This is a genomic window from Streptomyces rugosispiralis (genome assembly GCF_024505145.1).
In the GTDB taxonomy this organism is placed as follows: Bacteria; Actinomycetota; Actinomycetes; order Streptomycetales; family Streptomycetaceae; genus Streptomyces; species Streptomyces rugosispiralis.
Genome location: NZ_JANIAA010000018.1, coordinates 82,084 through 99,228, shown reverse-complemented (window position 1 = coordinate 99,228; position 17,145 = coordinate 82,084). Strand labels below are relative to the sequence as shown.

Genomic DNA, 17,145 nt, shown 5'->3' with positions numbered 1-17,145 from the left:
CCACGGGCGGCCCCGCGTCACTTCTCATGCCCACAGGGCGTCCTGGCCGGATGCGGGGTTCTCGGTGGGGGTGGGCTCGGGCTCTCCGGAAGAGTCGGCGGGCTCCCCGGGGGAGTGTGCCGGTGCGGGGACCGTCGCCATGCGGCGGTCGGGTTCGGGGGCCCGTGCCCGCTCGGTGCCGTCCCACTGCCAGCGGGTCACCAGGACCGCGTCGATGTCGTCGACGCGGGAGAGCTGCGCGATGGCGATGCCGGGCACTTGCGGGTAGCAGGCCCATTCACGCTCGCTGGTCATCACCACGTCCAGGTCGAAGGCGTGGAGCAGGCCCAGGCACTTGGCGCGGGAGTCGTCGTCGACGCCGGCGAAGGCTTCGTCCAGGGTGACCAGGCGCGGGGCGTGTGGAGCGGCGGTGGCGTAGTGGGCGGAGGCGGCGGCGAACAGGGGTACGGAGACGGCCAGAACGCGTTCGCCGCCGGAGGCGGGCCCGGTGGCAGGCACCCAGGCGCCGTGCTGGTGGCGTTCGATGCCGAATTCGTGCCAGGCGCGGTAGTCGAGCGCGGTGGTGAGCACTTCCAGCCAGCTGCCTGTGGCGTTTTCGGCCTGCGCGCGGGCGATCTGGGCTTGCAGGAACTCGCCGACCGCCGCCCGGTCCTCGGCCGCCCAGGCATCGGCGGACTGGCGCAGCCGCGCCCGTGCCTGTGCCAGTCCGGCCGGTGCCTTGCGGGAGGGCCGCCACATCAGGCGCAGCTTCATGCCGGTGGAGGTGGGCCGCTGCTCAAGTTCGGTGTTCATGGCGCGTACCTGGCGCTCGGCGGTGTCGATCAGCTCCTGCAGGGTGCCGGCGACCTCGGTCAGCAGGTGGGTCTCCAGGATTTCGCGTTCGTGCGCCGACAGGATGCGGGTCAGCTCCTGGACCTCGGTGGCCAGGGCCCCGGCCAGTTCGGGCACGGCCCGCCCGTGGCCCTGGTAGACGAGGTCGACGATCATCCCGTCCTCGGTCATGCGCGCCGTGGCGCTGTGGCCGCCCCGGGAGAGGACGTCCTGGAGCTTCTTGTACTCCTCGCTGAGCCGCTTCTGTACGCGTTCCCAGGCGCCCTCGGAGTCGTCCGTACCGGACAGTGCCGCCTCGATCGCTCGGGCGAGTGCGATCGCCGGGGTGGCGGCCCAGGAGCCGCCGTCCAGCGGCGGTACGGGAGTCTCGGGCAGGGCGATGGTCAGCAGGCCGGTGGCCGCGAACCGCTGGAGCGCGGCGATGGCCTCGGCGCGTGTGGCCGCCGCTTCATGGACGTCCTTGTCCAGCTGCTCGATACGGCCCTCGGCGCGTCCGGCGCGACGGTCCGCGGCGGAGTACTCGTGGCGGGCCTGCTTCTGGTCCTGCTCGCACGTAGCGAGAGCACTCGCGGTTTCGGCCAGACGGCGCTCCAGTTCGGCGACGGCCGCGCCGACGGTCGAGCGGAGCGTGGTGTGGTGTTCGTCCGCGGCGGCGGCGAGCCGGGCCGCCTCGGCCATACGCTGGTCCAGTTCGGCCACCCGTTCCCCGGTCCGGCCGGTTTCCGCCTGCTCGTCGGTGACAGTGCGTCGCGCCTCGGCCCGGTCGCGCAGGGCCGGCCACAGGGCGGCGAGGGTGGCCGTGTGGTCGGCCAGGGACTGGCGGACGGCTGTGAGGGCCGGTCGGTCGGCGGGCAGGTTCACGGCGTCGGCCGTCTCGGTCAGTGCGGTGGCCGCTTCGGCCTCGCGGCGGGCCGTCTCGGTGAGTTCGGCCGCATGTTCCTCCTGGCGGGTGCGGGCCCGGTGGGCGGCGTCCGCCGCTGCGGCGGCCACCGCGTGGGCGTGGCGCAGGGGGGCGTCGTCGGGGACGGTGGCCAGTTCGGCGTCCAGGGTGCGTCGGCGCGCGGCCACCGTGGCGCGTTCGGCTTCGCGGCGTGCCGTGCTGGCGGCCAGCGCGTCCAGTTCGCCGCGCAGGGTGGCGATCCGGGCGCGGCGTGCTTCCTCGCGAGCGCCTTCACCCACGTACACTGCCGCTTCCTTCGACCAGCTGCCGGTCAGCGCGCCGATGCGGAAGCGACCGTCCGCCGCCACCCACGTGCCGGGCGCGCCGGTACCCCCGAGGCCGATGGCCGCCAGGAGAGCGGACACGGCCGGTTCGCCGACCTGCGTGGCCCGGGGGTCGCCGTGATCGACGGCGGGCCGCAGCGCGTCGGCGAGCACGGAGTCGGCCCGTGACGCATGCGAAGGCAGCGGGGACAGCAGCACGTCGTGCCCGCTCCCCTCCAGAACGGTGCCGTCCGGACACACCCATGCGTCCAGCAGCCCGGACGCCTCCAGCGCGGCCTCCAGCCCCGCCCGTTCGTCCGGAGTGACGTGGTCGTGGAAGTCGACCAGCCGCCACAGCGGCGCTCCGGGGGTCCGGTCGCGCAGGCCCGGGGTACGGGTGTGGGGTGCCTCCGGCCCGTGCTGGCCACCGGCCTCCAGCTCCGCCAGCTCCCTTCTCGCCGCGGTGCGCCGCTCGGCCAGTTCGGACAGCCGCTGGCCGAGTGCGGCGGCCCGGTCGGCCAGGTCCGCGGCCTGCTCGCGGTGGGCTGCCGCGGTCTGCTCCCGGGCGGGGCTGGGGCCGTGCAGATGCGTGCCCCAGTCGTGCAGAGCGTCCAGGAGCCCCGTCGGGTCGGGAAGGTCCAGTTCCGTGCACTGGTCGAGGTGTTCCCGTACGGCACCCACCAGGTCCTGGCCCGCCTGTGCGGCGGACGCCTCGGCTTGGGCCTGGCGTTCGGCGGTGTGGGCGGCCTCGGTCTGGGCCTCGTCCAGGCGGCGGGCGGCGGCCCGTCGTTCGCCGGCGGCCTGCTCGGCCCCCGAGGCCAGCTCTTCCACGTGGTCGAGGGTGCGCCTCCGGCGTGCCACCGACTCCTCGGCCGCGTGGCGCAGTTCTGCCTCCGGGACCGTGTCGTGGGGCCCCAGCACGTCGTGGAGCCGGGCCGCTCGGGCCGTATTCCGCGCCTGGCGCAGCGTGCTCTCGACCCGCTGCTCGGCCGCTGTCAGCCGTCCTTCGGCGCTCGTCAGGCGGCCGAGGGCGCGAGAGTTCGCCTGGGCGGCCTGGTCCCGGTCCGTCTCCGCTCGGGTCCGCTCGCCGGCGGTGCGCCGCGCATCGGCCGCCGCCTGCTCCAGCTCCCGGGCGCTGCGCATCTCCGGACCCGCGCGCAGCGCGGCGTCCTGGGCCGTCAGCCGGACGGCCGCCTCCTCCAGCTGGGCGATCCGCTCCGCAGCCTCCGTCCGTTGCCGCTCGGCCTCCTCCCGCTCGGTCCGCGCCTGGGACAGGTCACGGTGCAGCTGTTCGTAGCGGGCGTGTTCGCTGCGCGGCAGCCGGGCCCGTCGGCGGGTGGCCACGCGGGCGTAGCGGCGGTAGTGGTCGAGGAAGGCGGAAGCGGCCCGTTCGGCCTCACCGGCCGCTCGCAGTTCCTCCTTCTCCTCGTCCAGGGAGCGGAACGCCTCGGCCACATCGGCGATCACCGCCTGGTCCATGGGTGGCAGCGCCTCGGTCAGCGCGCGGGACAGCGCCGTCTCGTTCGGGCGCTTGGACAGCTGGGGCTGGCGCAGCTGGATGAGCAGGTCGACCAGGGCGGCGTAGCGCCGCTCGCCGAGCCCGAACAGCGCCTCGTCAACCGCCCTGCGGTACGCCTTCGCCTGGTCGTGGACCATGCCGCGGCCGGCGACGGCCTCGGCCAGGCGATCCCGCGACAGCGCGGTGCCGGTGGCGTCGAGCAGGGTCAGCTCCTCGCCGACGCGCTGGTCGGTGACCGCGTACCAGTGGCGGGCGATGCCGCGGCCCGTCACCGCTTTCAGCCCGCACAGCAACGTGCGGAAGTGGGCCCGGCCCGAGTCCTGGTCACGGCGCCCGAATTCGATCCAGGTGTAGCCGAGCCGCTCCGGGTGCGGGTGCCGGCCGCCGAGCAGCAGGTTCCACTCCATGCGCTTGCCCGGGTCGGCGTCGGGTTCCACCCGGCGGGCGGACAGGTCGCCGTCCAGGAGGAAGGGCAGGGTCAGGGCGAGCACCTTGGACTTGCCGGTGCCGTTGTTGCCGCGCAGCAGCAGGCGGCCGTCACGGAACCAGAACTCCTCCGTGTCGTAGTGGAAGAGGTCGACCAGGCCGATGCGCAGCGGCTGCCACCGGCCGGGTGTCGGGTCGGGCAGGGCGGTCACGACTGCGGTGCCTTTCGCTTGGGTGTGCGGGGCGTGCGAGGAGCACGGGGTGTGCGGGAGGATGCCTGTCCCGGTTCCGTCACGACGGCCTCGCCGACCGCGTACCGCGCGAGCGCGGGCAGGGGGACGATGCCCTTCGGGGTGGTGGCGACCAGGCCGAGCGCGGTGAGCCTCTCCAGCGCCTGGCCGACCAGCTCCGCCTCCGCGCCGGGCTGCTTGGCGCTCTTCGACCAGAACGAACCGTGTTCGGCGGCCAGCTTCTGAACCTTGCGTTCGAGGTCGGCGCGGCTCACCTCGCCGGCCATGGCCGCCAGGTGTTCGGCGAGCAGCAGGGTGACGTGCCCGTGCGTGCCCTGTTCCGGCATCCTCACGTCGGTCAGATCGTCGTGCGGGTCGACCATGGCGATGCCCTCGGCCCGCACTTCGGGAACCAGGCCGGTCAGTTCGGTGATGCGGGCGGTGAGGAAAGCGCGCTGGCGGGTCAGGTAGCCGAGTTCCTCGTCGGTCAGCTCCTCGTAGTACAGCACCGGGTCGTCCAGCAGCCTCCGGGTCAGCCGCTGGCGGATCGCGCGGAAACGGAGCTCGTCGCTGTCCAGCGCGCTCTCGGCGGTCAGCTCGGCCAGCCGGTCCTCGAAGTCCTCGGTGGTGATCGTCGACGGGCCCCGGCGGGCGGCCAGCAGCCCGGCCAGGACGCGCCGCTGCACGTCGTAGAGCACGTCGCCGCTACCGCTGACGTATGCCTCCTCCTCGCCGGCCACCCGCCGCAGCACCCCGTAGCGCAGCAGCAGCCGCACCACTGCCGCCAGGTCGAGGCGTTCGTCGCGCCGCTCCATGGTGAACTCCACCCCGGCGGCGGCCAGATGGGGATCGGCGGCGTCCAGCACCACCTGCTCGGCCAGGCGGCCCAGGGCGATCTGCGCCTCACCCCGCTCCAGCGCGGCCAGCGCCAGGCACAGCAGCACGTACCGGCGGCGCGTGAACGGGGCGCGGCCACGGGACGCCTCGCGCGCCGGATGGGTGGGATCGGCCAAGGTGCCGGGCGTCCGGGCCAGCCGGGCGGCCTCCGCGTCCACCCGCAGCGACCAGCCGGTGTTGCGGTCGAACCAGTCGCGCAGCTCCGAGGCGTGCTGCCGCACCAGCCGGAACTCGTCCGCGTGCGGGCCCCGCGCCAGCAACAGCGGCTCCTTCAACAGCGTCCGCGCCGCCTTGTGCACCTCGGCCGTTCGCCGGCCGTCCAGCACCTCGCCCAAGGGCGTGGTCATGGCTCCCCCTCAATCGTCTCGGCCGGTGCGTGTCCCGCGCCGCCGGGCCGGGTGAGGTCGGTGATCTCGATCAGGTGGTCGGGGCCGCGGAAGGTCCCGCCCGGCGTACGCACTTCGGCCGTCGTCCCGTCGGCGAGGGCCGTCAGCCGGATCTCCATCGAGCCGTCGTTGCTGGTCGCCACCGTGTTCGTCATACCGGGTCGCCATGTGGCCAGGGCATCGCCGAGCAGCTGCAGGAACAGCCCGAAGGCCACCGGGTCGAGTTCTCCCACCGCGGACAACCGCGTGGTGCCGTCCGTCGCGAGCCGGGCACGGGCGGCGGCGATCTCCTCCGCCTGCCTGGCGGCGATCTCGGCGAGCCGGTGTCGCTGCTCGGAGCGGTCCCGCACCCGGCGGGCCCGCCCGCGGCGTTCGTAGCTGCCGGTACGGCGCAGTTGCGGGCTGATCCGCAGCGGCTCGGCCTCGGCCCACGACGTGGACGCGGGCACCGGGCGGGCCGTGCGCTCGGCCAGCGTATCGGCGTCCACGGTCAGGTGACGTGCGGAGTACAGACCGAAGGCGGCGCGCCACAGCCGGTGGCGCGCCTCGTCGTCCGGGGCCTCGGCGAACCAGCGGGCCAGAGTGCGGAAGTCAGCGGACCGGTCCGAACGTCCGGCCCGTCGATCGTTCAACTGCCTGACGACCGCGAGGAGTTGCGGGATCGCCCCGAGGGCCCGCCCGCGCAGCAGCCGGGCCTGCGACTCACGGCCGTCCGCGGAGACGAACCAGGCGGTGAGCCCCGACCACTTCGCCGCCCACCGCTCATACGCCTGCTCCTCGGCGCTTTCGGCGTCATCAGGCGCGGCGTCGGCCGCCTCACGGGCCGCCGCCAGCCGCAGCAGCACACCGGCCCGCCCGTCCTGCTCCAGCTCGCCGATGAGCACCGCGATCCGCCCGCCCAGCGTGATCAGGTCCTGGATGAACCGCTCCAGGTACTGGATCAGCCGGTCCTTGTAGGCGAGGAACACCTCGACCTCCACCCCGTGCAGATCCATGGTGCGCTGCAACGACCCCATGAACGCCCGCGCGTTCTCCGCCAGCGCCTCGAACCGGCCGGTCAGCGCCGACAGCGCCAGATGCGCCTTCGCCGCGTCCGGCGCGCCCTCCTCCCGCTCAGCCGCGATCACCAGAAGGGCCCGCAGCTGCGTGACGATGTCGTGCAGCGCCACCGCCTGCAGCGCACCGCGCCGCCCCAGCGCCTCGTCGTACACCGACAACGCCTGCTCGGCGGCCTCCCCGGCCTGGGTGAGCTGGTAGATGAACCGCTTGCGGTAGAAGTCCTCGACCGCGGTGACCCGGGAGGTGTCCGGATCCGCCCGCAGATTGCCCCACTCCACGAGGCTGTCCAGCGCCTTCACCACCGCGTCCGGATCGGGCGGCCGGTGCTCCGGCTCCAGCGCGGCGTGCACGTCCTCGGGCCGCAGATGCACCGCGAACCGCTCCTTCGCCGTGAGGAACGCACGCATCACCTGTCGGTACAAAGCCGCGTTCGGCACGGTCAGATGGATGAACGGCGCGTGCCCGATGCCGCGCGGACCGGAAGCTGGTGACGTCATCGTCCCGGCATTCTTCCCGACGCCCGCGCCAGGGCGGAAATCCCCGCCGCGGGGGTTGACAGGATGCCCTGCCGCTTACGCGTCACACCCCGCATGCGCAGCGCGACCGGTCGCTCGCAGACCACACCGACCTCCCACCGAGAGCACGATGACACGACGTACCTCTTCGGCAGCCGGCTCCGCCCCCAGGAACATCGCCGGCCACGAAGAAAACCGTACGGCCCACCACTGACAGACCCGGCGGGCGCAGCACCGCCGCCGCCGCGTGTGGGAGGTGAGGGCGCGGCTCGCGTGCGGTCAGATCCTGATAACGGTGGCCCGGCTGCCGCACAGCGCGGCGAGGTCTTCGGGACCGGAGGTGAGGTTGGCGACAGGCCCAGAGAGGGCAAGGGCGTCGGCCTCTGCCGCACCCCGGCATTCCGTCAGCGGCAGGCGGGGCGCCTGTCAGCCAGAGCTTCGGGGTGTCCGCCCCCAGACCGTGAGCGGCTCTGAGCCGATGTATCGACCCTTCCGGAGTCACCCGCCTTACCCCGAAAAGCGGAGCTAGCATCTAAGTAGATCCAATCTACGCAAGAACGAATCTCTGTTTGATTGATGCTGGAGGTGTCTTCCAGGCGGCACGGGACCGCGACGGAGCCCGAGGCAGCGCCACGCGGGAGCGGAAGCCGGGGTCAGCAGACGACACGACAGCGGAGGAGGCCATGGAAGGGTTCACCGAGTCGGCTCTGCGGGCGTTGGCCGCCCCGCGCTCCTTCGAACGGGGGCTCGGCTACCTGGACGCGGTGTCCGGGGTCGATGTCGGTGACGGCTGGGTCACCGCGAGCGTTCACGGCACGGAGCGGTACGAGGTGGAGTTGACGCTGGACGGGCCGGGTGGGCTGTCCGGAGAGTGTGACTGCCCGTACGGTATTGAGGGCAACTTCTGCAAGCATCTGGTCGCCCTCGGTCTGACGGTGCTCGCACAGCGGGAGAGCCTGCCGCGGCAGCGGAAGGCGGCCCGGGACCGTGCGAAGGACCTTGACGGGTGGCTGTCCGGCCTGTCCAAGGACGAGTTGCTCGCTCTGGTGCGGGAACAAGTCGGCGAGGACCGGCAGTTACGGCGCCGTCTGGAGCTTCGGGCCGCGAGTGCTCGTGGGGACCTCGCCGCGGTCCGGGCCCGTATCCGCGATCTGCTGGATATCTCACCGTTCGCGCAGTACGGGTACGTCGAGTACGCCGATGCCCGTGCCTACGCCGACCAGGCCGGGCAGGCGGTGTCCGCGATCGGCGCGCTCACCGGCTCGGGCAGGGCTGATGATGCGATCACCCTGGCCCGGGAGGCGATGAAGCTGCTCGCCGACGCGGTGGAGAGTGTCGACGACTCGGACGGATGGCTCGGGCAGGTCGGTGCGGACCTCGCAGGCGTCCATCTCGACGCGTGCCGTGCGGCACGCCCCGACCCGGAGGAGCTCGCGCGCTGGCTGGTCGGCCATGCGCTCGGCGATGTGGACGACGGGCTCACGGACATCGATCCGCTCGACTACGAGGACGTCCTCGGCGAAGAGGGGATGGACGTCCTGCGGAAGCTGGCGGTCGAGGCGTGGCGGGGCAACCGTCGCGGCTGGGCGGAGAAGTACCTGATGGAGCGTCTGGCCAAGGCGGGAGGTGACGTCGACGCGGTGATCGCCGTGCATGCGGCCGACCTCTCACCGAACGGACACACGCACCTGGTCATCGCCCACGAGCTGGACAACGCCCGGCGCCCTGACGAGGCCCTGCACTGGGCGGAACGCGGCATCCAGGACGCCCGCGACCTCGCCGCCGTCGACACTGCCCTCGTCGACTACCTCTGCGACCGTTATACGCAGGCGGACCGGCTCCCCGATGCCGTCGCCCTGCGCCGCGACCACTTCGGCGCCCGCCGCACCCTGCTCGCGTACCAGCAACTGCGCGCCGCCGCTCGGGCTGCGGACCGCTGGCAGGCCGAGCGTGAGGGGGCGCTGGCCCTGCTGCGTGCCGACGCAGAGCAGCAACAGCACTCCCGGTACGGCGGCCCGGTCCTGATCGACGCCCTGCTCGACGACAAGGACACCGACGCGGCCTGGCAAGCCGCCACCGAGACCGGCGCCCACGACCAACAGTGGCTCACGCTCGCCGACCTGGCCCGTGCCGCCCGCCCCGCCGACGCGCTCGGCGTCTACCGGCGCCTGGCCGAACCCCTCACACAGCAGACGGGCAACGCGATCTACGAGCAGCTCACCAGCCTGCTGCTGAGCATCCGCGACTGCCACCGCCGCCTGGGTACACAGGACGAGTTCACCACGTACCTCACCGCCCTGCGCGCCGACCAGAAGCGCAAACGCAACCTGATGCGGCTGCTGGACAAGCACGGCCTGTGAATCCACAACCGCCCCGGAAGACCGCGCCCGTATGACCGGAGCCGGAGCCGAGCGGGTGGTAGGCAGCCATCGCATGGCGCGGACCGCTTGTTGTGGTGTGGCGCTGCCCGCACGTTCACCCTTGCCCCTTGCCCCTTGCCGCCGTTGGCGTCGTCGCTCCTGACCTCGGCCATCCACATGACGACTGTGGGGCGACCGTCTCACCTATGGGTGTGGTCCTGGATACAGTGGGTAGCCGCAGCGTGCTCGACCACCTCGACCGGAGGCAGACATGGCCCGTGCCTGGGAGGCCGACCCGTCCGCGTTATTCGACCGTCGGCTGGGGAAGTCGGCCGAAGAGCTGGGGAACTCCGACGGCAACGACGAGTGTCCGGACATCTGGCAGCTCGACAACGGTGATGTGGCTGTGATCGGCAGGGATCTGACGGCCGTCTACGGCCCCGCCTGCCGCAGGGAGTGAACCTCGGTCCTGATGAGCGGCTGGTCGTCATCCCGGGGAACATGCTCAGCGCGGCAAAGAAGGACATCCCCGATGCTTGACCTCCTCGCCCCCGATCTCGATCCCGAGCAGGGCGATCGGCTCATCCGCACCGCCTACAAGCAGGACTTCCGGCAGCGGGAGGACGCGGTCCGTGACGGGAGTTCCTGGAAGCTGGAGCGCCGACAGCACTTCGAGGAGCAGGGCAGTCCGAGCCGGGACGCCCTGCGCCGGGGTGACTGGGATGAGGCGCTTCGGCTCCTCGCCGACCGGCGCGACACCTTGGCCGCGACCGCTGAAGAGGACGAGCGCAGGGGGTATGCCTTTCACCGTGTGCGGGTGGTCGAGAGGCCACTGACGCCGTATGTGCAGTGGGAACTCCATTCCCAGCGGCAGCGTGGCGGAGTACGGGCAGCGGATCAGGATCGTCTCCGCCGCGCAGGTGGCCGCCTCGGAGGTCGCCGGCCCGCTTCCGGAAGTGGTGGTGCTGGGCGGCCGCACCCTCTTCCAAGACCTCTACACCGAAGCAGGAGTTGCGAACGGCGCGATCCGCTACACCGACCGTGATCTTGTCGAGCGCTGGGAGAACTACATCAAGGCGCTCTACGCGGGGGGTGAAGAGGTGATCTCCTACTTCGACCGCGAGGTGGCGCACCTTGATCCGCCGACGCTGGGCGCGGGAAGGGAGTAGGCCGATCGCATCGCCAGGCGGACAGGCCGATCACATCGCCAGGCGGACAGGACGAGCAGCTTGACGGACTGGTGGCCGTCACCCGTGAGCTGGACCCGTGGAACAAAAAATCGGGCGCCCGCAGCGAAGTGCTGGCACCCGATCATGACACCCGGGGTGGACAAACGCGGCATAACCGTCGCGTTCATTCCCATCTCCTGAGTGCCCCCGGCAGGATTCGAACCTGCGCACACGGCTCCGGAGGCCGTTGCTCTATCCCCTGAGCTACGGGGGCTTGCGGCTGTCGCTGCTGTCTCGCGGCGACAGGTAGAACACTATCAGCTCGCAGAGGGTGGTCATGAACGCTTATCGGGAGGCGGGGGTCGGGGCGGTGGAGGTGGGAACGGAGGGGCGTATACCGCATGTGGAGGGTGGGGTGCAGGGGTCTTGGGGAAAGGTCCCTCGCACGGGGCGGAAGTGGGGAAAACCCGGACGCAGCCGTGGCTGCGCGCCTACTCTTCAGGATGTGCCTGGCTTGTCCGGCCGGGTCCTTGTCGTCGACGACAACAAGGTCATCCGGCAGCTGATCAGGGTCAACCTCGAGCTGGAGGGCTTCGAGGTCGTGACCGCGGCCGATGGTGCCGAGTGCCTGGAGATCGTTCACCAGGTGCGGCCCGATGTGATCACTCTCGATGTCGTGATGCCCAGACTCGATGGGCTGCATACGGCGTCGAGGCTGCGTGCTGATGCTCGTACGTGTCATGTGCCCGTCGCGATCATCAGTGCGTGTACGCAGTACGAGATGGACAGCGGGAAGGCGCTGGGCGTCGATGCCTTCCTCGCGAAACCCTTCGAGCCCGTCGATCTTGTCGAGCTCGTGCGGCGGTTGATGCGGCAGGGGGCGGCCGGTGCGACCGGTGCGGCCGCGCCTGGTGATGCCGAGCCTGTTGTGGGGCCCACCGGGTAGTGGGTGGGCCCCGGCCCCCTCTTCCGGTTCCCTCGGGGACCGCTTGGGGCTGGTCCGGTCTCCCCGGTGTGTTCCCGTCTTCGCTTGCGTCGGTGCGCTCCGGGGAGTTCGGGTTCCGGTTTGGTGTCCGGCTTGCGGGTGCCGTCCGAAGGGCGAAACCGGTTCGCTTTCGTACCCCCCTCCTCCCATACGCTGGTCCCGTGACTCCCGCCCAGCTCTCCCGCACTGTGCTGCACACCGTGCGTCGTGCCGTTGAGGACGACGAGCTGTGCGTTGCCGTGCCGGAGCGGGTGAAGGTGCGGACGCCTCCTCGGCCCGGGTGTGGGGATTACGCCACCAATGTCGCCCTGCTGCTGGCCAGGGGCGAGGGGGCCAGGGGTGAGGGGGATGCGCTCTCTATCGCTGAGGTTCTGCGGCGGCGGCTGCTCCGTACGCCCGGGATCGCCCGCGTTGATGTCGCCGCTCCTGGGTTTCTCAACATCACCCTTGATGCCCGCTCCCATGCTCAGCTCGTGCGGGACATCCTCTCCCAGGCGTCTCGCTACGGGCACGGGGAGGCGCTTGCCGGGGTTTCGGTTCCGCTTGGGCCTGCGAACGAGGTGCGGGCCGCGCTGGTCGCTCATGTGGTGCAGGGGCTTGTCCACGCTGTTGGGGGAGTCGTCATCGCAGGTCGTGGGCCCGTCGTGAGGGCCTCTCCGGTCTCCGGGGCCGATCTGCTCCGCTCCCTCGGTCCCGACGCCGCCCGCTGGGCCTTGCTCCGGCCCGCCGGGCATGATCTGCCCGATCTCGACCCGTCCCGGCTTCTCTCGCAGCGCGAGGACAACCCCCTCTTCCGGGTTCGGTACGCCCACGCCCGCATTCGCGCCCTGGTGCGGAACGCCGCTCAGCTCCACATCACGCCCGAGCCCCAGTCCCTGTCCGGGGCGTATGACCACCCCGCCGAGATCGGGCTTCTCGGCCTCCTCGCCGATCATCCCCGCGTCATCGAGGCCGCCGCCCGCCATCGTGCGCCCGAACAGCTCGCTCGGCACCTCGTCGCCGTCGCCGATGCCTTCTTCCGGTTTCATGACGGCTGCCCGGTCCTGCCCTCCCACCAGCACAAACCCTCGGCCGTCCACCGTTCCCGGCTGGCCCTCGCCGACGCCACCGGGGCGGTGCTCGCCGGTGGCCTGCATCTGCTCGGCATCAGCGCACCCGAACATCTGTAAGACCTTGTGTAAGACCTTGTGTAAGACCTTGAGAGAGACAGCAGAGACAGCATGAGCCGTTCCGCCCATCCCGCCGGGCCCCGCCACGCCGATGTCCTTCCCGAGGGGCACTACGCCGCGCCGCCCGCCGATCTCAATCAGCTCGATCCGCGCGTCTGGTCCCGTACGGTCGGCCGGAACGCCGATGGCGTCGTGGCCGTCGGCGGGATCGACGTCACGACGCTCGCGGAGCAGTTCGGGACGCCCGCGTACTTCCTCGACGAGGCCGACTTCCGGGCCCGCTGTCGGGCCTGGCGGGAGGCGTTCCAGGAGCAGGGGGAGGAGAGAGAAGGTGAGGGCGCCGACGTGTTCTACGCCGGGAAGGCGTTCCTCTCCCGCGCCGTCGTGCGCTGGCTGAACGAGGAGGGGCTCAACCTCGACGTGTGCTCCACCGGGGAGCTGGCCACCGCGCTCGCCGCCGGGATGCCCGCCGAGCGGATCGCGCTGCACGGGAACAACAAGTCCACCGCCGAGATCGAGCGGGCGGTCGGGGAGGGCGTCGGGCGGATCGTGCTCGACTCGTTCCAGGAGATCGTGCGGGTCGCGCATATCGCCCAGCGGCTCGGCAAGCGGCAGAAGGTGCAGATCCGGGTGACCGTGGGTGTGGAGGCGCATACCCACGAGTTCATCGCGACCGCCCACGAGGACCAGAAGTTCGGCATTCCGCTCGCGGGCGGGCAGGCCGCCGAGGCCGTACGGCGGGCGCTCAAGCTCGACGGGCTCGAGCTCATCGGCATTCACTCGCACATCGGGTCGCAGATCTTCGACACGTCCGGGTTCGAGGTCGCGGCGCACCGCGTGGTCGGGCTGCTCAAGGAGATCCGGGACGAGCACGGCGTCGAACTGCCCGAGATCGACCTGGGCGGCGGCCTCGGCATCGCGTACACCTCGGAGGACGACCCGCGCGAGCCGCAGGAGATCGCCAAGGCGCTGCGCGACATCGTGCACCGGGAGTGCGACGCGGCCGGGCTCGCGGTGCCGCGGCTGTCGGTCGAGCCGGGGCGGGCGATCGTCGGGCCGACCGCGTTCACGCTCTACGAGGTGGGTACCGTCAAGGAGCTGCCGGGGCTGCGGACGTACGTCAGCGTCGATGGCGGGATGTCCGACAACATCCGTACCGCGCTCTACGACGCCGAGTACTCGGTGGCGCTGGTCTCCCGCGCCTCCACCGCCGAGCCGATGCTCTCCCGCGTCGTCGGCAAGCACTGCGAATCCGGCGACATCGTCGTACGGGACGCCTTCCTGCCCGCCGATCTGGCGCCCGGCGATCTGATCGCCGTCCCCGCCACCGGCGCGTACTGCCGCTCGATGGCGAGCAACTACAACCACGCGCTCCGGCCGCCCGTCGTCGCCGTACGGGACGGGCAGGCGCGCGAGATCGTCCGGCGTGAGACGGAGGAAGATCTTCTGCGACTCGATGTCGGCTAGCGAGATCCGCTACTGGCCGGCCGCTACCGCCGGCCGCTGCTCGCCGGCCGTTACCGTCGGCGGATTCAGCCGGCGGATTCAGCCAGCGAGAAATGGATCTCGGATACTGGACCCGGGACAGAAAATCCCGTCCAGTGCATGAGACTGGTGCACTAACGCGCTGATGCATTAACGCGATGGATGAGAAACGAGGGTCGGATGATGCGTACGCGTCCGCTGAAAGTGGCGCTGCTGGGCTGTGGAGTGGTCGGCTCAGAGGTGGCGCGCATCATGACGACGCAGGTGGACGACCTCGCGGCGCGCATCGGGGCCCCGGTCGAGCTGGCCGGGATCGCCGTGCGCCGCCCCGGCCGGGTCCGGGCGGGGGTGCCGGCCGAGCTGGTGACCACCGACGCCACGGCCCTGGTCAAACGCGGGGACATCGATGTGGTGGTCGAGGTCATCGGCGGGATCGAGCCCGCCCGCACCCTCATCACCACCGCCTTCGACCACGGCGCGAGCGTGGTGTCCGCGAACAAGGCGCTGGTCGCCCAGGACGGCGCGGCGCTGCACGCCGCGGCCGAGCAGCGCGCCGCCGACCTCTACTACGAGGCCGCCGTCGCGGGGGCGATCCCGCTGGTACGGCCGCTGCGCGAGTCGCTCGCGGGCGACAAGGTCAACCGGGTCCTCGGCATCGTCAACGGCACCACCAACTTCATCCTCGACCGGATGGACTCCAGCGGCGCCGGCTACAGCGAGGCGCTGGACGAGGCCACGGCCCTGGGCTACGCCGAGGCCGACCCGACCGCCGACGTCGAGGGCTTCGACGCCGCCGCGAAGGCCGCGATCCTCGCCGGGATCGCCTTCCACACCCGGGTCACCCTCGACGATGTGCACCGCGAGGGCATCACCGAGGTGACCGCCGCCGACATCGCCTCCGCCAAGCGCATGGGGTGCACGGTCAAGCTGCTCGCGATCTGTGAGCGGGCCGCCGACGGCCGGTCGGTCACCGCGCGGGTGCATCCGGCGATGATTCCGCTGAGCCATCCCCTCGCCTCCGTCCGCGAGGCGTACAACGCGGTCTTCGTGGAGGCCGACGCCGCCGGGAAGCTGATGTTCTACGGCCCGGGCGCGGGCGGTTCGCCGACCGCCTCGGCCGTCCTCGGCGACCTCGTCGCCGCCTGCCGCAACAAGCTGGCGGGCGCCACCGGACCCGGGGAGTCCGCCTACAGCCGGCTCCCGGTGAGCCCCATGGGCGATGTGGTCACTCGCTACCACATCAGCCTGGACGTCGCCGACAAACCGGGAGTTCTGGCGCAGGTCGCCACAGTCTTCGCCGAGCACGGCGTGTCCATCGATACGGTCCGCCAGCAGGGGAAGGACGGCGAGGCGTCCCTCGTCGCCGTGACCCACCGCGCGAGCGACGCCGCGCTCTCGTCGACCGTGGAGGCGCTCCGCCGGCTCGACACCGTCCGCGATGTCGCGAGCATCATGCGGGTCGAGGGCGAGTAGAGGGCGAGTGGAGGACCAGCCGTGGGCGAGCCGTGGGCGAGCAGAGGCCGGACAGCGGCCACTCGCACCGGCGCCGGACGGCGCGCACTGGCGCTGAGGCCGAACAGAGGGTGAGCGGAGAGTAAGGGAAATCATGAACGCAATCGCCGACGCCGGGCCTCGAATGTCCGGCACCCGCCAGTGGCACGGCTGGCGGGGCATCATCGAGGAGTACCGCGACCGCCTCCCGGTCGGCGGTTCCACCCCCGTCGTCACCCTGCGCGAGGGCGGTACGCCGCTGGTCCCCGCGCAGGTGCTCTCCGAGCGCACCGGCTGCGAGGTCCACCTCAAGGTCGAGGGCGCCAACCCCACCGGGTCGTTCAAGGACCGCGGGATGACGATGGCCATCAGCGCGGCCAAGGAGGCCGGCGCCAAGGCGGTCATCTGCGCCTCCACCGGCAACACCTCGGCCTCGGCGGCGGCGTACGCCGTACGGGCCGGGATGGTCTGCGCGGTGCTGGTCCCGCAGGGGAAGATCGCGCTGGGCAAGATGGGCCAGGCCCTCGTCCACGGCGCGAAGATCCTCCAGGTCGACGGCAACTTCGACGACTGCCTGACGCTGGCGCGCGGGCTGTCGGAGAAGTACCCGGTGGCGCTGGTCAATTCGGTCAACCCGGCCCGGATCGAGGGCCAGAAGACCGCCGCCTTCGAGATCGTGGACATGCTCGGGGACGCGCCCGACATCCATGTGCTGCCGGTCGGCAACGCCGGCAACATCACGGCCTACTGGAAGGGCTACACGGAGTACGCGGCGCCGTTCGCCGACAGTGAGCCGTGCGCCTCCCGTACGCCCCGGATGTGGGGCTTCCAGGCCTCCGGCGCGGCGCCGATCGTGCGGGGTGAGCCGGTCAAGGAGCCGAGCACCATCGCCACCGCCATCCGCATCGGCAACCCCGCCTCGTGGACCTTCGCCGAGCGGGCGCGCGACGAGTCCGGCGGCCTCATCGACGAGGTGACCGACCGTCAGATCCTCGCCGCCTACCGGCTGCTCGCCGCCCAGGAGGGCGTTTTCGTCGAGCCCGCCTCCGCGGCGAGCGTGGCGGGTCTGCTGAAGGCGGTTGAACAGGGGCTCGTCGACCCGGGGCAGCGCATCGTCTGCACGGTGACCGGGAACGGGCTCAAGGACCCGGACTGGGCGGTCGCGGGCGCGCCGCAGCCGGTCGTGGTCCCGGTGGACGCGGACGCCGCGGCCGTACGGCTCGGACTGGCCTGATACGGCGCACCAGGTCCCGGCCCTGATCAGGGCCGGGACCTGGTGCGATGAGGGTTTCGGCGGGCCGTCCTGCCCGGCCCGCCGGGCCTCTCCGCGCCCAGGCCGACCCCGGCCCGCCGAGGCCTCCCGCGCCCGCCGCCCGGCCCCTTCCGTGGCTTTTCTAAAGATCCACTCAAGCGGTGGCAG

At 71.7% G+C, this 17,145-nt stretch carries 10 protein-coding genes, 1 tRNA gene and 2 pseudogenes; 9 read left to right on the top strand and 4 right to left on the bottom strand.

Annotation, left to right across the window (positions count from 1 at the left end; genetic code table 11):
- Nucleotides 1–24 precede the first annotated feature (24 nt).
- Genes NP777_RS25160 through NP777_RS25150 form a run of 3 tightly spaced genes read right to left on the bottom strand, consistent with a single transcriptional unit; the run spans nt 25 to nt 7,048 of the window.
- Nucleotides 25–4,191, bottom strand: a complete 4,167-nt coding sequence (locus NP777_RS25160; protein WP_256652460.1) for a TIGR02680 family protein — start codon at nt 4,189–4,191, stop codon at nt 25–27.
- Nucleotides 4,188–5,453, bottom strand: a complete 1,266-nt coding sequence (locus NP777_RS25155) for a TIGR02678 family protein (RefSeq protein ID WP_256652459.1) — start codon at nt 5,451–5,453, stop codon at nt 4,188–4,190. The genes NP777_RS25160 and NP777_RS25155 overlap by 4 nt, the downstream gene beginning before the upstream one ends.
- Nucleotides 5,450–7,048: a TIGR02677 family protein gene (locus NP777_RS25150; RefSeq protein WP_256652458.1), complete on the bottom strand. Its 1,599-nt coding sequence runs from the start codon at nt 7,046–7,048 to the stop codon at nt 5,450–5,452. Before NP777_RS25150 ends, NP777_RS25155 begins: the two co-directional genes overlap by 4 nt.
- Before the next feature lie 701 nt (nt 7,049–7,749).
- Here NP777_RS25150 and NP777_RS25145 point away from each other — a divergent pair.
- From NP777_RS25145 to NP777_RS25135, 4 genes and pseudogenes are all read left to right on the top strand, one after another.
- The gene (locus NP777_RS25145; protein WP_256652457.1) at nt 7,750–9,426 is read left to right on the top strand and encodes an SWIM zinc finger family protein; all 1,677 of its coding nucleotides are present in this window, start codon (nt 7,750–7,752) and stop codon (nt 9,424–9,426) included.
- Between the two features lie 271 nt (nt 9,427–9,697).
- Nucleotides 9,698–9,966: pseudogene (locus tag NP777_RS25140) on the top strand (hypothetical protein).
- A pseudogene (locus tag NP777_RS48555) lies at nt 9,899–10,243 on the top strand (hypothetical protein); the annotation flags it as partial. The pseudogenes NP777_RS25140 and NP777_RS48555, both read left to right, overlap by 68 nt.
- A gap of 25 nt (nt 10,244–10,268) precedes the next feature.
- A complete protein-coding gene (locus NP777_RS25135; protein ID WP_256652456.1) occupies nt 10,269–10,595 on the top strand; it encodes a DUF6879 family protein in 327 nt (108 codons plus the stop codon).
- Between the two features lie 202 nt (nt 10,596–10,797).
- Here NP777_RS25135 and NP777_RS25130 read toward each other — a convergent pair.
- Nucleotides 10,798–10,869: transfer RNA gene (locus NP777_RS25130), tRNA-Arg, on the bottom strand.
- A gap of 240 nt (nt 10,870–11,109) precedes the next feature.
- Between NP777_RS25130 and NP777_RS25125 the strand changes: the two genes are divergently transcribed.
- The 5 genes from NP777_RS25125 (at nt 11,110) to thrC (ending at nt 16,959) form a co-directional block, all read left to right on the top strand.
- On the top strand, nt 11,110–11,541 hold the full coding sequence (locus NP777_RS25125) for a response regulator (protein ID WP_164428100.1): 432 nt from the start codon (nt 11,110–11,112) through the stop codon (nt 11,539–11,541).
- Nucleotides 11,542–11,741: 200 nt separating this feature from the next.
- Nucleotides 11,742–12,749 (top strand): ArgS-related anticodon-binding protein NrtL, encoded by a 1,008-nt coding sequence (gene nrtL, locus NP777_RS25120; RefSeq protein ID WP_256652454.1) that lies wholly within the window; start codon nt 11,742–11,744, stop codon nt 12,747–12,749.
- Nucleotides 12,750–12,800: 51 nt separating this feature from the next.
- Nucleotides 12,801–14,216, top strand: a complete 1,416-nt coding sequence (gene lysA, locus NP777_RS25115) for a diaminopimelate decarboxylase (RefSeq protein WP_256652453.1) — start codon at nt 12,801–12,803, stop codon at nt 14,214–14,216.
- A 198-nt stretch (nt 14,217–14,414) separates the two neighbouring features.
- The gene (locus tag NP777_RS25110; protein ID WP_256652452.1) at nt 14,415–15,707 is read left to right on the top strand and encodes a homoserine dehydrogenase; all 1,293 of its coding nucleotides are present in this window, start codon (nt 14,415–14,417) and stop codon (nt 15,705–15,707) included.
- A gap of 133 nt (nt 15,708–15,840) precedes the next feature.
- Nucleotides 15,841–16,959: a threonine synthase gene (gene thrC / locus NP777_RS25105; protein WP_256652451.1), complete on the top strand. Its 1,119-nt coding sequence runs from the start codon at nt 15,841–15,843 to the stop codon at nt 16,957–16,959.
- The last annotated feature ends 186 nt before the right edge of the window (nt 16,960–17,145 follow it).

What these genes read in the sequence shown, in the direction of transcription:
- lysA (WP_256652453.1), top strand. Translation starts at nt 12,801, where the DNA reads ATGAGCCGTTCCGCCCATCCCGCCGGGCCCCGCCACGCCGATGTCCTT.
- NP777_RS25155 (WP_256652459.1), bottom strand. Translation starts at nt 5,453, where the DNA reads ATGACCACGCCCTTGGGCGAGGTGCTGGACGGCCGGCGAACGGCCGAG.
- NP777_RS25145 (WP_256652457.1), top strand. Translation starts at nt 7,750, where the DNA reads ATGGAAGGGTTCACCGAGTCGGCTCTGCGGGCGTTGGCCGCCCCGCGC.
- NP777_RS25150 (WP_256652458.1), bottom strand. Translation starts at nt 7,048, where the DNA reads ATGACGTCACCAGCTTCCGGTCCGCGCGGCATCGGGCACGCGCCGTTC.
- thrC (WP_256652451.1), top strand. Translation starts at nt 15,841, where the DNA reads ATGAACGCAATCGCCGACGCCGGGCCTCGAATGTCCGGCACCCGCCAG.
- NP777_RS25110 (WP_256652452.1), top strand. Translation starts at nt 14,415, where the DNA reads ATGATGCGTACGCGTCCGCTGAAAGTGGCGCTGCTGGGCTGTGGAGTG.
- NP777_RS25135 (WP_256652456.1), top strand. Translation starts at nt 10,269, where the DNA reads ATGTGCAGTGGGAACTCCATTCCCAGCGGCAGCGTGGCGGAGTACGGG.